This window comes from Streptomyces sp. NPDC056347 (genome assembly GCF_042262625.1).
Taxonomy (GTDB): Bacteria; Actinomycetota; Actinomycetes; order Streptomycetales; family Streptomycetaceae; genus Streptomyces.
This window is the reverse complement of the sequence record NZ_JBHJQP010000075.1, coordinates 12375-34312: the sequence shown is the minus strand read 5'-3', so window position 1 is coordinate 34312 and position 21938 is coordinate 12375. Positions and strand designations below refer to the sequence as shown.

Here is a 21938-nt window from a genome sequence, read left to right as displayed (position 1 = left end):
TCCCCCGGCGGACGGAGGCCCTGCCGTGTCGCGGGAAGGGAAGCCGTCAGGGCTGGATGCCGTCGTACTGGAGCACGCGGTAGGGGGTCTTGCCGCCGTTCGCCGACTGCCACTGCGACGCGATCAGGGTCAGTGACGTGGCGCTCGCGCTGCCCGGGTGGATGTATCCGCCGTAGAGGAAGGGCAGTTGCGGCTTGCCCCAGTGGTGGGGCGGCAGCCCGTCGCCGACGATCTGCGGCTTGGGGGCGGTCCAGACGGCGTCCGGGCGGGGCGCGGTGCGGGTGCAGATCGCGTAGTCGTCCACGTCGAAGTAGCTCATGCAGTACGTGGTGCCGATCCGCTTGACGGAGAACTCGCCGATCCTGTTCCCGGACAGCATGACCGACGGCGCCGCCGCCCGCGTCCACTGCCAGCGGTTGTCCAGGAACGCCCAGTTCTCCTGCGCCCCGAAGTTCCCCGCCCGGAACTCCTCCGGCCGGATGCGGAACAGCTGGATCGCCCCGCCGTCGGCGGTGTTGGTGTGGGTGCCGTTCCAGCGCTTGGAGAAGATGTACAGCCAGCCGTCCGGGTCGATGCCCGCGAACGACCACATCCCGTACATCGACTGGTTCGTGCCCTGGGTGTCGCCCGCCCAGTGGTACGGGTAGTCCTGCCAGGTCACGCCGTAGTCGTCCGAGTACGCGACCCCCGACATCAGCGAGCCGTCGTACCCGGCCGGGATGTTGTCCCACAGCGCCACCGAGGTGTACTGGATGTACGTGCGCCCGCCGAACTCGATGCAGTCGTTGGGGATGCGGGTGATCTCGAAGCCGTGGCCGTTGTCCGCCCGGTGCGTGTAGTCGAAGCACTGCCGGGCGTCGCCACCGGTCGGCATCGCCCAGGTGAACGAGATCGGGGTCCCGCCCGAGGCGTCGAAACTCGACTGGTTCAGGATCACCGGGGACCCCAGGTAGTCGGCCTGGGCGATGCCGCGGAACGCGTCGCCGAACACGTACCCCCAGGTGTTGTCGTGCTCGCGGTAGTACGGGATCGCCAGGTCGCCGGAGCCGAGGCCCTGGGCGCTCGCCGAGTCGCCGGGCTGCTCGCAGAGCGGGGCGCCGGTCTGGAGCAGGCGGGCCTCCGGGCGCGCGGAGGCGGGACGGCCGGAGGCTGCCGCCGCTGCGTGGGGGGCGACGCCCAGCAGACCGGCGCCCAGGGCGAAACCCATGCCGGCCTTGAGCGCGGACCGGCGGTTCGGGCGGGTGCGCGACGGCTGCGAGGGGGTGTGCATGGTCGGTTCCTCCGGGGGTTCGTGTCGTACGGGTACGACGGCGCGCGCGGGCGGGTGCTGAGCGGGCCACGCCTCGTGGAGGCGGGGGATGGCTCCGCCCGGGGCGCGCGGCGGAAGGCGTGAAGGCCGGGGCGTACGAAGTGACCGCCGGTGGCCTCGTGCCACTCGTGCGGGATGCCTGCCCGGCCGAGCCGGTCGCGGAACTCCCGGCGGGCGAAGAGCACTTGTGTGCCCATCCGGGGCGAGGGGAGGACAGAGGAAGGGAGGGGTGTGCGCGGGGCGCGGAGGGCGGCGTGCGGAAGGAGCGGCCTTCAGGGACCGGGCCTTGCCCGTCACGCCGGACCGGCTTCATCCGGCGCCCGCGCGTCGATACGACGACCGGGCACATGCCGAGGGCCCGGACCGCGTCGTGGCGGTTCCGGGCCCTTCGGGGTACGGCGAGGGGTTACTTGCCCGCGGACTGCATGGACTTCACCGCGTCGGCGACCGTGGTCTCGTACAGACCCAGCTTCGGGTCCAGCACCTTGACGTCCGGGCCGAGCTCGAAGTTCTGCGTGTCGGCGTTGGCCATGTGGTCGCCGTCGGCCAGCACGTTCATCTCGTTGACCCAGGTCACACCGCCCGAGCCCTTCGGGTTCAGGTCGATCACCGCGATGGCGGCCGTCTTCGGCTTGACCGGGTACGCCGGGGCGCCGCCCAGACCGCCGGGAACCGCCGGGGTGATGTCACCGCTGTGGTCCGAGGCGTTCGAGGCACCCAGGCTGACCTGCGGGAAGTAGCTCAGGCCGCAGGAGTTGGCACCGGTGTTGTTGACCTCGATCACGTGCTGGGTCTTCGAGCCCTCGCGGGGGTAGACGCGGATCGACAGGTCACTGGCCTGGCACGGGTGCTTGTAGGCGTAGCTGTCGCTGGTGTTGCCGCCACCGGCGGAGCTGCCGCTGTCCTTGGAGCCGCCACCGGTCGAGGAGGAGCCACCGGCCGAGGAGGAGCCGGTCTTCGATCCGGCGTTCTGCGCGGTGCCGCCGGACTTCGAGGTGTCCGAGCCCTTCGCGCCGTCCCCACCGGTCTGCGAGCCACCGGCCGAAGCGGCGGCCGAGGAGTTGGTGTCCGAGCCACCTGCGGGCGCCGCGCTGCCGTCCTCCTCGTTGCAGGCGGTGAGCGCCAGAGCGAGCACGGCGGTGACGACACCGAGGGCGGCGGTGTGCTTGCGGGTGCGGATCGTACGCATCGTCTTCTCCCAGGATGAGCGTGAAACAAGGCCCGAATCCTGCGGCGAACCGCTTGCTCCGACCTCTTGACATGAAAAGCATCCTGTGGATCGCTCACGTTCTGCTGACGCCCCACTGACGTCCCGCTGACGCCGCCTCGCCCCCTTTGCACGCCCACACGAAGGCGTTGCGGACTGCGCCGACGCAGGCCGGGAAATGGCGCGGCGGAACGAAAGGCGCTGCTCGGAGCGAGAGCCCCGTGCGTCCCGGCGCCGCTCGCTCCTCTGCGGGCTGAAGGATGCTGAGGGATTGCGTGGGACTCTCATGTATCTGTGCTCACCGCTTGTGGTGTGATGGGCCCGCTTCTTGAGGAGAGGGCCATGCGCGGGCGTCGAGATGCCGGAGCGGATGCCCGCCTGGGCTGGCGAGCCCCGGAAGCAGCTGAATGAGCATGGCCCCTCCGCTCACTGAAACCCCAGCTCAACAAGCGTCGTCCCCGCGCCTGCGGGGGTGGTCCCCAGGCACCCGGCGTATACCGCGGTATACACGCGCCTGCGGGGGTGGTCCGGGCGGGCGGTGATGCTGCGGAAAGGTGTTGGCGGGTTGGTGTGCGGTCCTGGCATGCTGCGGGCATGACTCATGGAATCGAGACCCTTTCCGCCCGTTGAGCGCCCCGCAGGAGCGCGTTGCGCTCGATCCCGGGACCTCGCTGTACGCATACGCCCTGCGTCTTCACCGCGCCGAGCCCGGCGGCAGGCTCCCCAAAGGGGGATACGAGCCGCCCGGCGAGCCGCGGTCCGGTAGGAGCCGGGCATCGTGGAGGACGGTCCGCCCGGTGCTGGCGGAGTTGCTGGCCTCCCTTCTGACCGCCCCGGACGCGGGCCGTGCCGCCGACGAACTCCACCGGCGCCTCGCCGAACTGAACGGCCCGCCCGGTTCCGTTTTGCACGTGGCCCTCGGGGTGCCGATCGAGGACCCGGGCCGGGCCCGCGCACTCGCCCGTCACCTGACCCGAACAGGGACCGGCCTGTCGGCGGTCGGCGTCGGGCTCGCCCTTCTCGCCAGGGTCGGGGAGCCGGAGGACGTCCCGTATCTCAAGGTCCTCGGGCAGGTGCGGGACCTCCACCTCATCGCCGTACAGGCGCTCGACGCCGTAGACCCGGCGACCGCGGCGCTGGTGTGGCTCGCGCAGCGGGCGGGTGCCCCGGCGGTCCGTGAACTGGTCGACGCGCTCGCCGCCGGGGCGGAGCCGGCCGTACCCCGGCTGTTGGAGTCGGTGCTCCGGGAGGCCGACGGGCTGGGCCCCGAACCGGCGAGGCGGGTCGCCGAGGCCGTCCGGCTCGCGGAACTCCTGCGGACGGACGGAGTGGGCGAGACGTGGCTGGTGGCGGGGGCGGGGCGGTTGCTGTGCCGGATGTCGAGCGTCGATGACTACTGGTCCCAGGTGCGCCTCTGCCCGGCGGCCGTCGACCTCTACGAAGGGTTCGTCGCGCACGCCGCCGTACTGCCGCCCACCCTCGACCACTGCGCGCTCCTGCTGTCCGTCGCACAGGAACTGCACAGTGGCCCGAGCCACCTGCTGGCCTGGGAGCCGGGGCGGCGCGAGGCGTTGCTGGGTGCGCTGAAGTCCGTACTGGAACGGCCCGCATGGCGGGCGGTTCTGGTGGACGGCGAGGGGCGGAGGGCGGAGTGGGCCCGGCACCTGGCAGGTCAGCCCCTCGGCGGTACGTCCGGACGGTTGCGGATCGAGCCCGCTGTGCTGGATCCGCAGCGACGGGGCATCGTCGAGGCGCGCATCCTGATCGACGGACGCCCCCTGGTTCCGGAGGCGTTCGGCCGGGGCAGCGCGGATTCTCCGGAGAGCCTGGTGGACAGCGGGGCGCTACGGGCCACGGCCGAGCCCCGGGAAGTGCGGCTCGCGGAGGCGTACTGCACCGAGGGCTGCTGCGGGGCGCTGTACGTCACGGTCCGCCGGGACGGGGACCACGTCGTCTGGTCCGACTGGAGCAGACCGGCCGCGCCGTCGCTCGCGCCCCCGTTGCGCGAGCTGCCCGAGTACCGCTTCGACGCGTCCGCGTACGACGCCGAGCTCGTCCGAGCCGAGCGGGACCACACATGGACGTGGCCGGCCCGCCGGACCGCACGGCTGATCGCGGCGGGGCTGCGGGACCGGCCGGAACTGCTGACCCGGTGGGGTGCGCGGCTCGGCTGGGCCGGTACCGACTTCGGGCGCCCGGACCTCACCGCCGTCGTCCTCAAGTGCCGCACCGCGCCCACCATCGGCCGGCACGGCGAGGTCGCGCTCTGGCAGCACATCGCGTGGTACCTCCCGGAGGACGGGACCGACCCCGAGGACCGTGCGGCCGTCGCGCTGCGCCGCCTCGCCACGGAGGACCCGAGGACGTACGGCGAGGGCGTGGCGGGCGGATAGTTCCTGGTCGCCGCCATCGTCCACCGTTCGGGTGATCCGTGCGCGCCGCCCCCGCGCCGGGGCGCCCGTTTTGGCACAGTGCCGCTTCGCGAACAACGAGCGGGGTGGACGGATATGACGACGGCGAAGCAACCGGTCGGACCGGCGGTGCGCGGGCCGGGCGACGGTGGCGGTGATGGCGGTGGTGGCAGCGGCGGCGGCGGTGGCGGCGGTCTGCTGCGGCACAGTGGCGGGCCGTGGCTGCGGGCCGCCGGTGGGGCGGACGGGATGTACACGCACCTCGGCCCGGTGAAGGCGGAGCTTGAGGCCGCGCACGAGGGTCTCCTCGCCGCCACCGACGGGCTGACCGCCCCCGCGGAACTGGCCGCGGTACGGGAATCATGGACGCGGAGGTTCGAGGCGGCGCGCACCGAGTGCCAGGAGCTCGCGGGGAAGCTGCGCGCGGTCGCCCGGATCCACGGCGAGACCGAGCAGGCCGTGAAGTCCGCCTTCGCACGCATGTCCGTGAAAGGTACGGACGGGGCGGATGGGGCGGACAGGGCGGGACGGGGTGTGGCGCGATGAGCCTGACCTGGGATCAGCTGCGGGACCTGAAGTGCGGCGAACTGGAGGGCGCGGCCGACAGCTGGGGGAAGGCGAGCAATCGCGCCGACGCGGGCCGGGACCGGATCGAGAACCAGCTGCTGAACGGCCTGCGCACCACCCAGCACGGCGAGGCGGCGACCGCTGCGGTCGGCAGGCTGCGCCGGATGAGCCGGAACCTGGGTTACGTCTACACCGAGTGCGGACTGCTCCGTACGACGCTGAACAGCATGGCCCACGAACTGCGGCTTCAACAGCGTGATTTGAACCATGCGCTGGAGGACGCCGAAGCGCTGGGACTCGATGTCCACGCGGACGGTTCGGTGACGTACCCGGCGGCGGGCAAGGCCCTGCTCGACGACGCGCCGCTGCCGGGCGGGACGGTGACGGCGGGGCCCGCGGCCCCCGGAATCCGCGCGCCCTCGGGCCTGGTGGGGCCCAACCCGATGGCGGCGGAGGCGCAGGGCATCGCGGACCGGGTGGCCAAGGCGGTGCGCACGGCGGCCGAGATCGACTGGCGGTACGCCCGCATTCTGCGGGAACTGCGGGCCGGGGAGGGGGTGGGGGTTCCGGATTCCGCCTGGCAGGACGCGGCGGGCGACGCGGCCGCGGTCCGGGGCGCCGCGCGCGGCTACCTGAAGGACGAGATCCCGCGCGATGCCTCCCCTGCCGAACGGAGGGCCTGGTGGGCGGCCCTGACAGACGAGCGGCGCGAGGAGTACCTGGCCGTCTACCCGAACCTGATCGGCAATCTGGACGGCATTCCGTCCCTGGTCCGCGACGCGGCGAACCGGGACAACCTCCAGCTGCTGATGGGCGAACTGGAAGGACGGGACGACACCAGGTCCAGGACCCAACTGGCCGCCCTGCACGAGATCGACCGCCAGTTGCAGGCGGGGAGCAAGCCCCCGATGTACCTGCTCGGCATCAGCGACGAGGGCAACGGCCGAGCGATCGTCGCCTTCGGCAACCCCGACACGGCGAGGAACGTGGCGGCCTATGTTCCCGGGCTAGGAACTGCTTTGGATGGGGATTTCGCAAAGAACGACCTCAAGCGTGCGCGGGATACAGCTATCGGTGCGCAATCGCACGATCCATCGAGCGCGGCAATTGTATGGCTCGGCTACGATGCGCCACAAACACCGATTGATGATCCGCTCGGAGCCTTCGCAGTGGCAGGTGACGAGAGAGCTGAAAGAGGAGGGGTGGCATACAGAAGTTTTATGGACGGAATTAAATCCACCAATGAGCACGAAGATTCACATCTAACTGCGATTGGCCACTCCTACGGCTCCCGAACGGTTGGTGCAGCCACACAGAGAGGTGGTGGGATTCCGGGAGTTGATGACATTGTCCTGGTAGGCAGCCCAGGGGTGGGAGTGGATCACGCCGAGGACCTCGGGGTGGGCAAGGATCACGTTTTTGTCGGAGCGGCAGAGAACGACCCCGTGACCAAGCTTCCGTCCAAGAAGCAGAGTGTCGCAGGGGTGATGGGTCTGCTGTCTGGCGGGCCGGCCATGTCCTACTTGGCAGGTGATGCCGTGGATCCGGGCGACGATGAATTGTGGTTCGGCAGGGACCCTGCCAGCGAAGCGTTCGGCGCGAGAAGGTTTCCAGTGGGGGAGGGGTCGAGCCTGCTCAGTGGAAAGCCGATTTCACTCGATGCGCACAGCCAATACTTCGATCCACAAAGAGATCATTTGTCATCCAACAGTATCGCTCTGATTGTTGCGGGTAAGTCTCAGATGCTCAAAGCAGAGGAATACCGGTGAAGTTTCGTGCGGAAGTTTCCATCACGGTGCTGCTCTGCTCTCTGATTTTCGGGTGCACAGAGGGGAAGGAGGGATCCGGCATGGATATGCAAGCAGCGGCGGTTCGTGCAGACAGCATCATGGACGCGACCCTGCAAGGCATCGAGCCGTCCGTGCAATGGGCTCATGGCCCCACAACTACGGGAAGTTGCACCGTAACCCGTAGGCGCACGGTCATGACCATCGTTTCGGATGCGCGCCGGGGGAGTTTTTTGGGGGTGGTGGAACGTAACTGGCTGAGGCGTGAGTACAAGATCAAGGGGGTGAACAATGACAGGGAACGTCCAGCCATCTACGCAAGGACGAATGACGGGTTTGGCGTCGCTTTGATCATCGGTGGTGCCGGTCAGGCGTTCTTCGAGGTGGACAGTCCCTGCGTGGACGAGTCCGATGTCGCCGAGTCCACCACGCCGCCGAACGGCCCAGCGTACGACGGTGTTTACCCGCTGCCCCGTCCCAACGTCCGCTCCGACTTCTGGTCCGCTTCCGCTGAGGCTGAAGGGGTTTGAGGGGGGAAGTGTTCCAACTGGCGGTAAATGGTGAGGTGATGGGGTAGGGCGGGTCGGACATTGAGTCCGGCATTGGGTCCCAGGGCCCATGCCGGGCCCTGGGGTGTTGTGGTCGCATACGGATACCGGGGGGAACTGTCGCTGCACCCACTCACAAAGCTGGGGAGACTCGCCGTGTCTGGCATACGAGAACTAGCGGTACCGGGCGGTGCTGACCTGGGCGCCGCCGAGGGCCGTTCCGGCAGACAGTCACTGTCACGCCCCCTGCAAGCCGTGCTGATTCTCGTCCGGTTGCTCTTCGTCGTCACGGTCGTCGGTGCGTTCGACGCGCTGCTCGTGGCTTCGTCCGTCGATGCGGTCGACGGGCATTTGCTGGGCATGGTGCTGTACGCCTCGTTGCCCGGCATCGTCGGGTTCGTGCTGTCGCTGCGTCTGCGGACCGGGGGTGTCTGGGTCTGGCGCGGGCTGCTGGCCGTGCACGCCTGGCTCACGCTCGGGGCGCTGGCCACGTTGAACGACGCGGAGGACGGCCGGGGCGTGACCCAGCTCGTGCTCCCGGTACTCGTTCTCGTACTGCTGTGCCGGGCGCGGTCCCGCGCGTGGTTCGGGCTCGCTCCCGAGCAGCGCGTGGAGCACCAGAGGTACGACTTCGCGCGGCTGCTCAAGTGGCGTCGGGACAACGGCCAGACCGCGATGGAGTACCTGGGCATGGTCCTGGTGGTCGTCGCCCTCATCGGCGCGCTCGTGGCCACGGGGATCGGCGCACAGGTGTCCGGCCAGCTCCAGAACGCCGTCTGCCAGCTGACCGGGAGTGCCTGCCCGCCGCCCTCTGCCGTCGCCGACGGCAACCACGGAGGAAACGGCGGGAACGGCGGGAACGGTGCGAACGGCGGGAACGGGAGTGGCGGCAGCGGTGACGGTTCCGGTGCCGGGACCGAAGGTGCGACCGTGACCGGTGGTTCGGGCTCGGGCTCGGGTTCTGGATCGGGCTCGGGTTCGGGTGGTTCCGGTTCCGGGGGGTCCGGCTCCGGTGGGTCGGGGTCGGGCGGCTCCGCGGCCGGCGGCTCGGGCGGTTCCGGTGGCTCGGCCGGGTCCGGCGGGGCCGATGGTTCCGGTGGGGCTGGTGGTTCGGATGCGAGTGGCGGTTCTTCTGTAGGAGTCAACGCGGGTAGACAACCCGTGATCTCGGACTACGAGCCCCGCCCGAACGGCGACTTTCTCACCGGCGTCGTCGGCGACGACGGGCTGATGGGTGACATCAACGGCGCCATCGACACCATCGCGCACCCCGTCGACACCGCCCGCAACGTCGTCGACCAGTACGCCCAGGCCGCGAACAAGGGCGGCGACCAGTGGGGCAAGGGCAAGTTCATCAACGCCGCCTGGCAGGTCGCCAAGGGCTCCGGCGGGGGCGGCAGCGCGCTCACCGGGCTGCCCGGCTCGGGCACCCGCGTCGAGTCGGCGGTACGGGACGGGGAGCGGCAGTACCTCGACGAGCGCATCCCGCGAAACGGCACCGCCGCCGGCCGCACGTACTGGTGGAAGGGGCTGACGCAGGAGCAGCGCGACCGCTACCTGGAGCTCCTCCCGGACAAGATCGGCATGCTGGACGGCATTCCGGTGGCGGACCGGGACGCGGCGAACCGCCGGAACCTGCCGAACCTGATCCAGAAGCTGGAGGGTCAGACGGACAAGACGTCGAAGAACCAGCTGGCCGGGCTGAAGGAGATCCAGCGGAAGCTCGACGAGGGCAGCCAGCCCCCGATGTACCTCATCGGCATCAGCGACGAGGGCAACGGGCGGGCGATCGTCTCGTACGGCAACCCCGACACCTCGAAGAACGTGTCGGCCTACGTGCCGGGCCTGAACACCGCCCTCGACGAGGAGTTCGCGAAGAGCGGCCTCAAGCGGGCCCAGGACACCGCGATCGGCGCCCAGGGGTACGACCCGTCCAGCGCCGCGATCGTCTGGCTCGGCTACGACGCCCCGCAGACGCCGGACGGGCTGCAGAGCCTGGCGGTCGCGGGCACCAAGCGTGCGGAGGTGGGCGGCGCGGCGTACAACGACTTCATGAGCGGAGTCGTCGCGACCAACCAGAGCAAGGACCCGCACATCACGGCCATCGGGCACTCCTACGGCTCGCGCACCGTCGGTGCCGCCGCCAAGCATCTCGGCGGGATTCCCGGGGTGGACGACATCATCCTCGTCGGCAGCCCCGGGGTGGGCGTGGACCGGGCCGTCGACCTCGGGGTCGGTGCCGACCACGTCTTCGTGGGCGCGGCGGCCAACGACCCGGTCACCAAGCTGCCGTCCAAGACCCAGGTGGTCGTGGGCGGGATCGGGATGGTCCTGGGCGGACCGCTCGGTTCCTACATCGCCGGCGACCTGGCCGACCCGGGCGACGACGACCTCTGGTTCGGGAAGGACCCGGCGAGCAAGGCGTTCGGGGCGAGGCGGTTCCCGGTGGACCCGGGCAAGCCCATGAGCTTCGATTCGCACTCCAACTACTTCACCCCGTCGCGGGACGCCGTCTCCGCCGACAGCATTGCTCTTATCGTGTCCGGGCACGCCGACCGGCTCAAGATTGAGGAGTACCGATGAGCCGAAGGTTCCAGATCGTGGCGGTGGCTCTGGCCGTCGGCTTCGCACTGTCCGCCTGCGGCAGCGAGAAGGCGCAGCCGCAGGCCGACGCGAACACCTCGACCACGACGACCAGCACCGAAGGCACCAAGGGGAACAAGATGGACATGCAGGAGGCCGCCGACCGGGCCGACGGCATGCTCGACGACGTACTGAAGAAGATCGACCCCGAGGTGGAGTGGGCGCACGGTCCGACGACCAGGGGCAGCTGCGACGTGACCCGCAGACGCACCGTCATGACGGTCGTGTCCGCGGAGCGCAGGCAGGACTTCCTGGACCAGGTCGAGCAGGCCTGGCGGGCGAGCGACTTCCGTATCCGCGCGAAGAACAAGGACACCGAGTTCCCGGCGGTCTACGCGGTGACGAAGGACGGCTTCGGCCTCAGCGTGAGCGTGCGCGCCAAGGGCCAGGTCTTCTTCGAGGCCGACACCCCGTGTGTGAAGGAGTCGAAGGTCGCCGAGTCCTCGTCCGTGCCGAACGGGCCGGCGTACAAGGGCGTGTACCCGCTGCCGAGCCCCAATGTCCGCTCGGACCACTGGTCCGACGGGGCTTCCTGACGGTCATGCGCGGGTCGGGTGCGCCGGTTGTTCCGGTCGGTGCACCCGGTGCGCCCGCCCCGTGGCTCCGTGCGCCGGAGCGGAGTACGGATGGGCCGCGCATGACGCGGATTACTCGTACACACCGTCGAAACCGCCCATGAACACGTCCCGGATGGGGGATGGTTGAGGGGTGCGGAAATTCTGGGTGATCGGTGGCATCGCTGCGGGCAGCGCCATGTGCTTCGTGGCGCTGCTCGTCGTCGGTACGTACTCGGCCGCCGCGGGTCTCGGGGCCGGTGGCGGAGCCGTCGCGCTGGCCAAGGGGGCCGTGCCCGCGAAGTACCAGGGGCTGGTGGAGAAGTGGGGCAACCTCTGTCCCGCGATCAACCCCGCCCTGCTCGCCGCCCAGCTCTACCAGGAGAGCGGGTGGAACCCGCGTGCGCAGAGCGCCGCCGCCGCGCAGGGCATCGCCCAGTTCATCCCGGGCACCTGGGCCGGTCACGGCATCGACGGGGACGGTGACGGCGACCGGGACGTGTGGGACCCGGCCGACGCCATCCCGTCCGCCGCGTCGTACGACTGCGAGCTCGCCGGTTACGTGAAGAAGGTGCCGGGCGACCCGACGGACAACATGCTGGCCGCGTACAACGCGGGGGCGTACCGGGTGATCAAGTCCGGTGGCGTTCCGGGCATCTCGGAGACGCAGAACTACGTCACCATCATCCGGAGCCTGGAGAAGAGCTTCGCCCGCCCCGTCGGCCGGGTGCAGCCCTCGCAGCAGGCGGCCGGGGCGATCTACTTCGCGCAGAAGAAGCTCGGCACGCCGTATCTCTGGGGCGGCAACGGAACGCCCGAGCAGAACGGGCGGTTCGACTGCTCCGGGCTGACCCAGGCCGCGTACCGGACGGTGGACATCGAGCTGCCCCGGGTGGCGAACGACCAGTACAACGCCGGGCCGCACCCCTCCAGGGACGAGCTGCTCCCCGGGGACCTGGTGTTCTTCTCGAACGACCTGTCCAATTCGCGGGCCATCCACCACGTGGGGATCTACGTAGGGGGCGGGTACATGATCAACGCTCCGTACACCGGGGCCGTGATCCGCTTCGACAAGATCGACGCGCCGGACTACTTCGGTGCGACGCGTGTGACCAAGGACGGGGCCGCGGCCCTTCCGAGGAACGATTCCGGGGCATGAGCGGTCCGGGTGGCATGGCGGGATGACGGCGATGGCCGGAACTCTCCGTGAAGCCTGGGCCCTGAGCTGCGGCGATGAGTCTCTCTTCGATAACGTCATGGTGATCATTCGGTGGAGAGTGGAACACACGCACCAGGGGCCTCGTTCCCTGGGAGGACCGGGCTGACGGCGTATCGACGCATGTGATCGTGCGACGGCGGCCGGAATCGAACCGACACGGGGGTTCGTCAAAGCGGTGCGCACGGGTGTGCCCGCGGCAGCAGACAAGGCAAGGGGCCGCAGCAGATGGCTGGACTCGCAGTCGATGGGTCGAACCCCGACGTCAGCCTGCTCTACGACATCAACGGACTCGCGAAGTCCGCTCCCGCCTGGTTCGACCGGGTCATGGAGTTCGTCGGAGAGTACGGCATCCTGCTCGGGCTCGTCCTGGTGGTCCTGTGGTGCTGGTGGAGCGTGCGCCGCCGCGGTACGGCCGACGACTCGGTCGCGGCCGTCGCCGGAATCGTCTGGGCGCCGCTCGCGGCCGGGATCGCGCTCCTGGTCAACATCCCGATCCGCGGGTTCGTCGAGCGCCCCCGGCCGTTCCGGGACCATCAGGGGCTGGAGGTCCTGGTCACCGGGAAGAACGACTTCTCCTTCGTCAGCGACCACGCCACGATGGCGATGGCGCTGGGCGTCGGCCTCTTCGTGGCCAACCGGAAGTTCGGCATCGCCGCGATCGGGCTCGCCGTGCTGGAGGGCTTCTGCCGGGTCTACATGGGTGTCCACTACCCGACCGACGTCATCGGCGGTTTCGCGCTCGGTACGGCGGTCGCCCTGCTGCTCGCCCCGCTGGCCGGGATGCTGCTGACGCCGTTGGTGGCGGCGGTCTCGCGGTCAGAGCGGCTCGGCCGGCTCGTACGGTCGCGGCGGCCGGAGCCGGTGACCGCGGCCGGGGGCCGGGCCGGGACGTTCGGGATTCCCGAGCCGCGGCCGGGTGCCTGCGGCGGGAGCGGTGAGAAGGACCTGGCCGCGTAGGCCGCCCGCCCCCGGACCGTCGGCCGGCCGCTGAGTGGGCCTGCTCGCCCCGGACCGCCGACCGCTGAGTGGGCCTGCTCGCCTTCGGACCGCCGGCCGCCGTGTGGGCCTGCTCGCCCCGGACCGCCAGCCCTGGCCCGCCCGGTGGCCCGCTCGCCGTCAGAGTGCCTGCGGGTAGGAGAAGAGGCGCTCGGGGTCGTACCGCTTCTTCAGCGTGGTGAGGCGGTCGGCCGCCGAGCCGTAGTAGGCCCGGCGCCAGTCGGTCAGCGTCGGGTCGCTGTAGTTCTGGTAAGCCGCTCCCGACGCATGACGGCGCATCACCGCATGGGTGTTTTTCAGCCAGTCCTGCTGGGTGTCGCCCGCCGTCCCGGGGTCCCAGGCGCCGATGTACTGGGCGAGCATCCGCGAGCCCCGGTGGACGAAGGCCGTCGCCCCGGGCGGGACCCGGTTGACCGCCCCGCCCAGCGCCGTGAGCGTGACCGAACCGGACCCGCCGCCCTGCGCCACCGTGATCCGGGTGAACGCCTCGGCCCGGTCGAGCAGCGCCCGGACCCCCGCCGGGGACAGCGAGCGGTCGTAGAAGTCGGAGGCGGCGGCGTACGTCTCGCGCCGGAGCGTGCCCTCGGGCGTGCGGCCGGGCGTCGTCCCCGGCAGGTGGCACTGCGCGTCGCTGATGCCCGAGCAGCCCGCGTACCCGAGCATCGCGTCCTGGTAGCCGCGGCGGCGCAGCGAGACCGAGGAGGCCGGGGCGCCGATCCGGTCGGCGAGGCGGTCCACGGCGTTCTGCAGGTCGCCGTACGTGCCCAGGCTGAAAGCGGCGACCGACACGGTCGGGTCCGCGCCCGCCGGTCCGGCGTCCAGATGCGCGGAGGACCATATCTCGTCGGGCTGGGACGGGCCCCACTCCTGCCAGGCCCGGACGACGGACCCGGCGCGCGACCACGGCCACGTCATGTACGCGATCACGGTCGGCGACATCGGGCGGGTCCGGAAACGGAGCTCGGTGACCACGCCGAAGTTGCCGTTGCCCGCGCCGCGCAGCGCCCAGAAGAGGTCCGGGTGGCGTTCGGCGTCCGTGGTCAGGGTCGTGCCGTCGGCCGTGACCAGGGTTGCCGAGGTGAGGCTGTCGCAGGTCAGGCCGTACGCGCGGGAGGCGACGCCGTGGCCGCCGCCGAGGGTGAGGCCGGATATGCCGACGGTGGGGCACGAACCTCCGGGTATCGTCAGCCCGCTGCGGGCCAGGCCCTGGTAGACGTCGACGAGCTTGGCGCCCGCGCCCATCGCGCCGTCCGCGGCCACCCGGTTCAGCGAGGACACGTCGATGACGAGCCGTCCGGTCCCGCTCGACCAGCCCGCGTAGGAGTGGCCGCCGCTGCGGATGGCGACGGGGGTGGCCGTGCGGCGGGCGAAGGACAGGCACTCGCGTATGTCGGCCTCGTGCCGGACGTAGGCGACGGCGGCCGGTTTCAGTGCGTCGAACCTGGTGTTGTAGAGCTGCCGGGCGGTCCGGTACGCGGCGTCCTGCGGCCGTACGAGGCTGCCGTCGAGGCTCCTGGCGAGGGCCGGCCAGTCCGCCCGGCCCGAGGGGGAGGGTTTCGTCGTGGCGGAGGGGCGCCCGCTGGTGCTGCCGGTAGGGCTGCCGGGGCCACCGGTGTCGTCCGTGCCGCCCGGGGCGGGGGCGCCGCAGGCGGTGGCGACACCGGCGAGCGCCGCCGCGGCGCCCGCGGTGAGCAGGGTGCGGCGGGCGGGCGGAAGAGGCAGGTTCATCGGATCTCCGAGGTCACGGTGGGGGGCGGAGGCCGGGAAGGGAACCGGTGGGGGATCGGGGGTCAGGGGGCGGCGAGGTGTTCCGCGACGTCCGTGCGGGCCCGGTCGCGGGAGCGGCGGGCCGGTCCCGACCAGCCGCAGGGGCAGCGTGCGATGCAGAAGGAGCCGCGTTCCACGGTGACGGGATCGTGCCCGGTGGACGTGGCGGTGGGGGCGGTGGGCGGGACCTCTTCGATGTGTCGGTCATGCACCCGACCACGGTACTGGCCGCTCCCCCCGGGAGGTGTGCCCCGGGAGGGCGGCGTGACGGGGGACACGGGGCGTCGTTATCCGGACGGACGGGCCTCTCGGGCAGGTGTGACGGCGTTGGGGGTTGGCAGGCGATGGCGGTGCGGCGGCACGGGTGCGGGAGCGGGGCGCGCGCTGTCTGCGCCCTGGCCGTGGTGGGGGTGATGGCGGCGGCCTCCGGATGCTCGGGCGGTGGTGGCGGTGCCGTGGCCGACGAGCAGGGCGGCTCCGGCTCCCTCGACGCGGTGCGCCGCGCGGCCGCGGTCCTCGCCGCGACGGCGAGCGGTACGGGTACGGCGGCGGTGACCGGTAGTGACCCCGCCGGGGCGGGGGCCGGGACCGCCGAGGTGCGTACGTCGATGGAGACGGCGGCGGGCGGCACACGGGTGACGATCCGGGGCCGGGGCGTGTACGACTTCCGTACCGGCACGGGGCGGCTCACCGTCGTGCTGCCGAGGGACGCCGCAGGTGCGGACGAGCACCTGCCGATCACCGAGCTGCTGGCGCCCGGCGCGCTGTACATGAAGAACCGGGGTGCCGGGGTGCCCGCCGGCAAATGGGTCAGGGTCGACACCACGGCCCTGGCCGACGGCAATCTCGTCACCGGCGGGGCCACCGACCCGATGGCCGCCGCCGAGCTGCTGCTCGGTGCGCGGCGGGTGACGTACGTGGGGCGGACGGAGCTCGCCGGGGCTCCTGTGCGGCACTACCGGGGGACGGCGGACCTGGCGCTGGCCGCGCGGCGGGCCGGGCCGGGCTCGCGGGGGGCGCTGGCCGCGGCGGCGAAAGGGTTCAGCACGGACGAGGTGCCGTTCGACGCGTACCTCGACGACCAGGGGCGGCTGCGCAAGGTGCGCCACCGCTTCGACTTCACGGGGGAGGGCCCGGCCGTGGAGGTGGTGTCGACGACGCTGCTGTTCGGCTTCGGGGTCCCGGTCTCCGTGCGGCTGCCGGACGGCGGCGACATCTACACGGGACGGATCCGGGAGCGGTAGGCCCGGCGGACCGGAGCGGAACCCGGGCCGGAACACCTAGGCATGCCGGAGCGGGGAAATGGTCCGTCCGTGCCATGCGCGGAGCGAGGTCCGCTCCCTAGGCTGGGAAGCCCGCGGCGGCAGTGAGAGGTGAGTGGTGACGTGGTGACGCTCGGCACGCGTACGGTGTCCGACCATGTGGCCCTCGCCGAGATCGAGCTCTGCGGCGAGCTGATGATCGCCGCGGCGGCCGCCATCGGGGAACGGCTCAGCGCGGCCCGGATCGACGAGGTGCTCGACGTCCACGCGGCCGCCGAGCGGTCCGCCGGCCCCCGGCACGGCGACCACCGGGGGTGAACGCGGGGCTGTGCCCGGGCGGGCACCCCCTCGTCAGGTGCGGAGCAGCCGGGCGATGGCCTTGGTGGCCTCCTCGACCTTGGCGTCGATCTCCTCGCCGCCCTTGACCGCGGCGTCGGCGACACAGTGCCGCAGGTGCTCCTCCAGCAGCTGGAGGGCGAAGGACTGGAGGGCCTTCGTGGACGCCGAGACCTGGGTCAGTATGTCGATGCAGTACACGTCCTCGTCGACCATGCGCTGAAGGCCGCGGATCTGGCCCTCGATCCGGCGCAGCCGCTTGAGGTGCTCGGCCTTCTGGTGGTGATAACCGTGTATGCCCTGGTCGTGATCGGTGACCGGGGATTCCGTCTCCGCTGCGGTCACGGTGGTCTCGGTCGTGGTCATTACTGCCTCCCGTTTTCCCTTTGCCCTGACGTATACATACCCCTGGTGGGTATATCCTAACGAATTCATCTGAAACGTGACCGGGGGTCCGTGCTGATCACAGTGTCCGATGCGCGACACTGAAGAACGCCGGTTAGCCGTGGCCGGATGATGCGCCTAGCATCAGCCTGACCGAATCCAAAGCATCCGAGGACCCCACGTGCGCTTTCGTCTGACCCCCAGGGAGACGAGCTTCTACGACATGTTCTCCGCTTCCGCGGACAACATCGTCACGGGCTCGAAACTCCTGATGGAATTGCTCGGGGCGGACTCTGCCTCCCGAGTCGAGATCGCGGAGCGCATGCGGGCAGCGGAGCACGCGGGGGACGATGCCACCCACGCGATCTTCCACCAGCTGAACTCCTCTTTCATCACGCCGTTCGACCGTGAGGACATTTACAACCTCGCGTCGTCGCTCGACGACATCATGGACTTCATGGAGGAGGCCGTCGACCTGGTCGTGCTCTACCAGATCGAGGAACTCCCCAATGGCATCGCGCAGCAGATCGAGGTCCTGGCGCGGGCGGCCGAGCTGACCGCCGAGGCGATGCCCGGCCTGCGGACCATGGACAATCTCACCGAGTACTGGATCGAGGTCAACCGTCTGGAGAACCAGGCCGACCAGATCCACCGCAAGCTGCTCGCCCACCTCTTCAACGGCAAGTACGACGCCATCGAGGTGCTGAAGCTGAAGCAGATCGTCGACGTGCTGGAAGAGGCGGCCGACGCGTTCGAGCACGTCGCCAACACGGTGGAGACCATCGCGGTCAAGGAGTCCTGACCACCGTGGACACCTTTGCGCTGATCGTGACCATCGGGGTCGCGCTCGGCTTCACGTATACGAACGGCTTCCACGACTCGGCGAACGCCATCGCCACCTCCGTCTCCACCCGTGCGCTCACCCCGCGTGCGGCGCTGGCGATGGCCGCTGTGATGAACCTCGCGGGCGCGTTCCTCGGCAGCGGGGTCGCCAAGACCGTCAGCGAGGGCCTGATCGCGACGCCCGAGGGCTCCAAGGGGATGGGCATCCTCTTCGCGGCGCTCGTCGGCGCGATCATCTGGAACCTGGTCACCTGGTACTTCGGACTGCCGTCCTCCTCCTCGCACGCCCTGTTCGGCGGCATGGTGGGCGCGGCGCTCGCGGGCGGGACGCTGGTGCACTGGGACGGGGTGATCGACAAGGTCGTCGTCCCGATGTTCGTCTCGCCGGTCATCGGTCTGGTCGTCGGCTACCTGGTGATGGTCGCGATCATGTGGATGTTCCGGAAGACCAACCCGCACAAGGCCAAGCGAGGCTTCCGCATAGCGCAGACGGTCTCGGCCGCGGGCATGGCGCTCGGCCACGGCCTCCAGGACGCGCAGAAGACGATGGGCATCGTGGTGATGGCCCTGGTCATCGCCGATGTCGAGAGCCCGAGCGACCCGATCCCGGTCTGGGTGAAGCTGGTCTGCGCGATGATGCTCTCGCTGGGTACGTACGCCGGCGGGTGGCGCATCATGCGGACGCTCGGCCGGAAGATCATCGAGCTGGACCCGCCGCAGGGCTTCGCCGCCGAGACGACGGGCGCGTCGATCATGTTCGGTTCGGCGTTCCTGTTCCACGCGCCGATCTCCACGACGCATGTGATCACCTCCGCGATCATGGGTGTGGGTGCCACGAAGCGGGTCAACGCGGTCCGCTGGGGCGTCGCCAAGAACATCATCATGGGCTGGTTCATCACGATGCCGGCCGCGGCACTGGTCGCCGCCGCGAGCTACGGGATCGTCTACCTGCTCTTCGGCTGACGGCCGTCGCCCCGCGCGACGCGGACGCACACGGGGCCGCCCCCACTCCCTTCGCGGGGAGCGGGGGCGGCCCCTTCGCCTTGTGGTGGCACCGCCATGCAGCACCTCAAGGCCGTCTGCGGGGGGCGGTACGGAACCGGCGCGGGCCGGGGTCCGTACCACCGGGCGGTACGGGTCCGGGCGGGCCGGGTTCCGTACCACCGGGGTGGATCGGCTATCCGAAGCGGCCCGAGATGTAGTCCTCGGTGGCCTGGACGGACGGGTTGGAGAAGATCCGCTCCGTCTCGTCGATCTCGATGAGCTTGCCGGGCTTGCCGACCGCCGCGAGGTTGAAGAACGCGGTGCGGTCCGAGACACGGGCCGCCTGCTGCATGTTGTGCGTCACGATGACGATCGTGAAGCGCTCCTTCAGCTCGCCGATCAGGTCCTCGATGGCGAGGGTGGAGATCGGGTCGAGCGCGGAGCACGGCTCGTCCATCAGCAGCACGTCGGGCTCGACGGCGATCGCGCGGGCGATGCACAGACGCTGCTGCTGACCGCCGGAGAGGCCGGAGCCGGGCTTGTTCAGCCGGTCCTTGACCTCGTTCCAGAGGTTCGCGCCGCGCAGCGACTTCTCGACGACCTCGGCGAGCTCGCTCTTCTTGTACGAGCCGTTCAGCCGCAGGCCCGCCGCGACGTTGTCGAAGATCGACATGGTGGGGAACGGGTTCGGGCGCTGGAAGACCATGCCGACCGTGCGGCGCACGGTGACCGGGTCGACGTTCGGCCCGTAGAGGTTCTCGTCGTCCAGCAGCACCTTGCCCTCGACGCGGCCGCCGGGGGTGACCTCGTGCATGCGGTTCAGGGTGCGCAGGAAGGTGGACTTGCCGCAGCCGGACGGGCCGATGAAGGCGGTCACGGAGCGGGGCTCCACGGTCATCGAGATGTCCTCGATGGCGAGGTGGGAGCCGTAGTAGGCGGACAGTCCGCTGACGTCGATGCGCTTGGCCATCGGAATCACTGCTTCTTTCGTGCCGCGGTCAGCGGCCGGTCTTCGGGGCCTTCCAGCGGGCGATGCCGCGGGCCACCAGATTGAGGATCATGACGAAGGCGATCAGGACCAGCGCGGCGGCCCAGGCACGGTCGTACGACTGGTCGGTGCCGACCCGGTACTGCTCCCAGATGTAGAAGGGGAGCGAGGACTGTGCGCCCTGGAAGGGGTTGGGGTTGATCAGCTGGCTGCCGAAGACCAGCAGCATGATCGGCGCGGTCTCACCGGCGATACGGGCGATCGCGAGCATCACACCGGTGGTGATGCCGCCGATCGCGGTCGGCAGGACCACCTTCAGGATGGTGCGCCACTTCGGGACGCCGAGGGCGAGGGAGGCCTCGCGGAGCTCGTTCGGTACGAGCTTCAGCATCTCCTCGGTGGAGCGGACCACGACCGGCATCATCAGGATCGCGAGTGCCAGCGCACCCATCAGCCCCGACGGCTGGGTCTTGGTCATCAGCATGATCGACAGGATGAAGAGACCCGCGACGATGGACGGGATGCCCGTCATGACGTCGACGAAGAAGGTCACGGCCCTGGCCAGCGCGCCCCTGCCGTACTCCACCAGGTAGACGGCGGTCAGCATGCCGACCGGGGCGGAGATCAGGGTGGCGATGCCGACCTGCTCCAGGGTGCCGATCAGCGCGTGGTAGACGCCGCCGGTCGGCTCGGAGCCGAGCACACCGGCCATGGAGTGGGTCAGGAAGTAGCCGTCGAGGCGCTCCGCGCCGCGGCTGACCGTCGTCCACAGCAGCGAGGCGAGCGGCACGACCGCCAGCAGGAAGCAGACCCAGACGACGCTGGTCGCGAGCCGGTCCTTGGCCTGGCGGCGGTTCTCGACGACCGAGGTGGCGACGTACGAGATGACGAGGAAGAGGAGGGCGGAGACCAGGCCCCACTGGGTGCGGCTCTGCCAGCCGGCCGCGATTCCGGTGCCCACGCCCAGCACGACGGCGACGGCGGCGAAGCCGAAGGGGGCCCAGCGGGGGAGCGCCCGGCTGCTCAGGCTGGTCGCACGGGCGGGCGCCGCCTGGGCGGGCCGCTCCTGGATGCCGGTGTTGGCTGCCTGGCTCATGCGTTGGCCCCCGAGTATTCCTTGCGGCGGGCGATGATCAGCCGGGCCGCGCCGTTGACCAGCAGGGTGAGGACGAAGAGCACGAGACCCGAGGCGATCAGGGCGTCCCGCCCGAACTCGTTGGCCTCGTCGAACTTCGCGGCGATGTTCTGGGCGAAGGTTCCGCCGCCCGGGTTGAGCAGGTGCGCGGAGATGATGAAGCTCGGCGACAGGACCGTGGCGACGGCCATCGTCTCGCCGAGCGCGCGGCCCAGGCCCAGCATCGAGGCGGAGATCACGCCGGAGCGGCCGAAGGGCAGCACCGAGAGGCGGATGACCTCCCAGCGGGTGGCGCCCAGGGCGAGCGCGGCCTCCTCGTTCATCCGGGGGACCTGGAGGAAGACTTCGCGGCTGACGCTGGTCACGATCGGCAGGATCATGATCGCCAGCAGGATGCCGACGGTGAAGAGGGAGCGGGCGACGCCCAGCTCGGTCTTCTCGAAGACGTACGTCCAGCCGAAGAACTGGTCGAGCCAGAGGTTCGTGCCCTCGAGGTAGGGCACCAGGACGAGTGCGCCCCAGATGCCGTACACGATGCTCGGGACCGCGGCGAGCAGGTCGACGACGTACGCGAGCGGGGTGGCCAGCTTGCGCGGTGCGTAGTGCGAGATGAACAGGGCGATCCCGACGGCGACCGGGACGGCGATGGCCATCGCGATGACGGAGCTGACGAGCGTGCCGAAGAGGAGGACCGCGATGCCGAAGACCGGCGGGTCGCCCGCCGGGTTCCAGTCGAACGTGGTGAGGAAGTTGCCCTCGTTCTTGGAGACGGCGATCGAGGCGCGGTAGGTCAGGAACACGGCGATCGACGCCATGATCACGAGCAGCAGGATGCCCGAGCCCCGGGAGAGGCCCAGGAAGACCTTGTCGCCCACGCGCCCGGACGAGGTCCCGGCGCGCTTGCGCGCCACCGGCGGGGCCGGCGGCGTGTCTATCGGTGTGGTGGAAGCCATGGTCTTTCCGGTCTGTGGTGGGGGAGCGGCTGGCTCCCCTGGCGG

General features: G+C 70.3%; 20 protein-coding genes. 12 read left to right on the top strand and 8 right to left on the bottom strand.

The genetic code is table 11. From position 1 onward, the window contains the following. Positions 1-46: 46 nt before the first annotated feature. Both ACFCV8_RS19035 and ACFCV8_RS19030 read right to left on the bottom strand, forming a co-directional pair. The gene (locus ACFCV8_RS19035; RefSeq protein ID WP_376686523.1) at positions 47-1270 is read right to left on the bottom strand and encodes a DUF4185 domain-containing protein; all 1224 of its coding nucleotides are present in this window, start codon (positions 1268-1270) and stop codon (positions 47-49) included. A gap of 445 nt (positions 1271-1715) precedes the next feature. After that, positions 1716-2498: a DUF4232 domain-containing protein gene (locus tag ACFCV8_RS19030; RefSeq protein ID WP_376686522.1), complete on the bottom strand. Its 783-nt coding sequence runs from the start codon at positions 2496-2498 to the stop codon at positions 1716-1718. Between the two features lie 815 nt (positions 2499-3313). Between ACFCV8_RS19030 and ACFCV8_RS19025 the strand changes: the two genes are divergently transcribed. From ACFCV8_RS19025 to ACFCV8_RS18990, 8 genes are all read left to right on the top strand, one after another. Continuing rightward, positions 3314-4909, top strand: a complete 1596-nt coding sequence (locus tag ACFCV8_RS19025) for a hypothetical protein (protein WP_376686521.1) — start codon at positions 3314-3316, stop codon at positions 4907-4909. A 114-nt stretch (positions 4910-5023) separates the two neighbouring features. Beyond that, positions 5024-5473, top strand: coding sequence for a hypothetical protein (locus ACFCV8_RS19020; protein ID WP_376686520.1), 450 nt, complete (start codon positions 5024-5026; stop codon positions 5471-5473). Next, the gene (locus ACFCV8_RS19015; protein ID WP_376686519.1) at positions 5470-7263 is read left to right on the top strand and encodes an alpha/beta hydrolase; all 1794 of its coding nucleotides are present in this window, start codon (positions 5470-5472) and stop codon (positions 7261-7263) included. Before ACFCV8_RS19020 ends, ACFCV8_RS19015 begins: the two co-directional genes overlap by 4 nt. A gap of 80 nt (positions 7264-7343) precedes the next feature. Beyond that, on the top strand, positions 7344-7811 hold the full coding sequence (locus ACFCV8_RS19010; RefSeq protein ID WP_376686518.1) for a hypothetical protein: 468 nt from the start codon (positions 7344-7346) through the stop codon (positions 7809-7811). A 273-nt stretch (positions 7812-8084) separates the two neighbouring features. Continuing rightward, a complete protein-coding gene (locus tag ACFCV8_RS19005; protein WP_376686517.1) occupies positions 8085-10412 on the top strand; it encodes an alpha/beta hydrolase in 2328 nt (775 codons plus the stop codon). Then, on the top strand, positions 10409-11008 hold the full coding sequence (locus ACFCV8_RS19000) for a hypothetical protein (RefSeq protein ID WP_376686516.1): 600 nt from the start codon (positions 10409-10411) through the stop codon (positions 11006-11008). The genes ACFCV8_RS19005 and ACFCV8_RS19000 overlap by 4 nt, the downstream gene beginning before the upstream one ends. Positions 11009-11225: 217 nt before the next feature. Further along, positions 11226-12185 (top strand): NlpC/P60 family protein, encoded by a 960-nt coding sequence (locus tag ACFCV8_RS18995; protein WP_376686524.1) that lies wholly within the window; start codon positions 11226-11228, stop codon positions 12183-12185. A 285-nt stretch (positions 12186-12470) separates the two neighbouring features. Then, positions 12471-13202, top strand: a complete 732-nt coding sequence (locus ACFCV8_RS18990) for a phosphatase PAP2 family protein (RefSeq protein WP_376686515.1) — start codon at positions 12471-12473, stop codon at positions 13200-13202. A gap of 159 nt (positions 13203-13361) precedes the next feature. On the opposite strand, the gene ACFCV8_RS18985 is transcribed toward ACFCV8_RS18990, so the two are convergent. Both ACFCV8_RS18985 and ACFCV8_RS18980 read right to left on the bottom strand, forming a co-directional pair. Next, the gene (locus ACFCV8_RS18985) at positions 13362-14969 is read right to left on the bottom strand and encodes an FAD-binding oxidoreductase (protein ID WP_376686514.1); all 1608 of its coding nucleotides are present in this window, start codon (positions 14967-14969) and stop codon (positions 13362-13364) included. A gap of 62 nt (positions 14970-15031) precedes the next feature. Beyond that, positions 15032-15220: a hypothetical protein gene (locus ACFCV8_RS18980; protein ID WP_376686513.1), complete on the bottom strand. Its 189-nt coding sequence runs from the start codon at positions 15218-15220 to the stop codon at positions 15032-15034. Between the two features lie 132 nt (positions 15221-15352). Here ACFCV8_RS18980 and ACFCV8_RS18975 point away from each other — a divergent pair, with 132 nt between their 5' ends. After that, positions 15353-16252, top strand: a complete 900-nt coding sequence (locus tag ACFCV8_RS18975) for a hypothetical protein (protein WP_376686512.1) — start codon at positions 15353-15355, stop codon at positions 16250-16252. Between the two features lie 141 nt (positions 16253-16393). After that, positions 16394-16588: a hypothetical protein gene (locus ACFCV8_RS18970; protein WP_376686511.1), complete on the top strand. Its 195-nt coding sequence runs from the start codon at positions 16394-16396 to the stop codon at positions 16586-16588. A 33-nt stretch (positions 16589-16621) separates the two neighbouring features. Here the strand turns inward: ACFCV8_RS18970 and ACFCV8_RS18965 are convergent, their stop codons facing one another. Further along, entirely contained in the window at positions 16622-16972 is a 351-nt protein-coding gene (locus ACFCV8_RS18965; RefSeq protein ID WP_376686510.1) for a metal-sensitive transcriptional regulator, read from the bottom strand. Between the two features lie 199 nt (positions 16973-17171). Here ACFCV8_RS18965 and ACFCV8_RS18960 point away from each other — a divergent pair, with 199 nt between their 5' ends. Both ACFCV8_RS18960 and ACFCV8_RS18955 read left to right on the top strand, forming a co-directional pair. Then, positions 17172-17792, top strand: a complete 621-nt coding sequence (locus tag ACFCV8_RS18960; RefSeq protein WP_376686509.1) for a DUF47 domain-containing protein — start codon at positions 17172-17174, stop codon at positions 17790-17792. Between the two features lie 5 nt (positions 17793-17797). Next, positions 17798-18796 (top strand): inorganic phosphate transporter, encoded by a 999-nt coding sequence (locus ACFCV8_RS18955; RefSeq protein WP_366298553.1) that lies wholly within the window; start codon positions 17798-17800, stop codon positions 18794-18796. Positions 18797-19010: 214 nt separating this feature from the next. On the opposite strand, the gene pstB is transcribed toward ACFCV8_RS18955, so the two are convergent. Genes pstB through pstC form a run of 3 tightly spaced genes read right to left on the bottom strand, consistent with a single transcriptional unit; the run spans position 19011 to position 21893 of the window. Further along, complete coding sequence (gene pstB, locus ACFCV8_RS18950; RefSeq protein WP_376686508.1) at positions 19011-19787, bottom strand: phosphate ABC transporter ATP-binding protein PstB; 777 nt, start codon at positions 19785-19787, stop codon at positions 19011-19013. A 28-nt stretch (positions 19788-19815) separates the two neighbouring features. Next, complete coding sequence (gene pstA, locus ACFCV8_RS18945; protein ID WP_376686507.1) at positions 19816-20901, bottom strand: phosphate ABC transporter permease PstA; 1086 nt, start codon at positions 20899-20901, stop codon at positions 19816-19818. Further along, positions 20898-21893 carry a phosphate ABC transporter permease subunit PstC gene (gene pstC / locus ACFCV8_RS18940; RefSeq protein WP_376686506.1) on the bottom strand — a complete coding sequence of 332 codons (996 nt, stop codon included), beginning with the start codon at positions 21891-21893 and terminating at the stop codon, positions 20898-20900. Before pstC ends, pstA begins: the two co-directional genes overlap by 4 nt. Positions 21894-21938 lie beyond the last annotated feature (45 nt).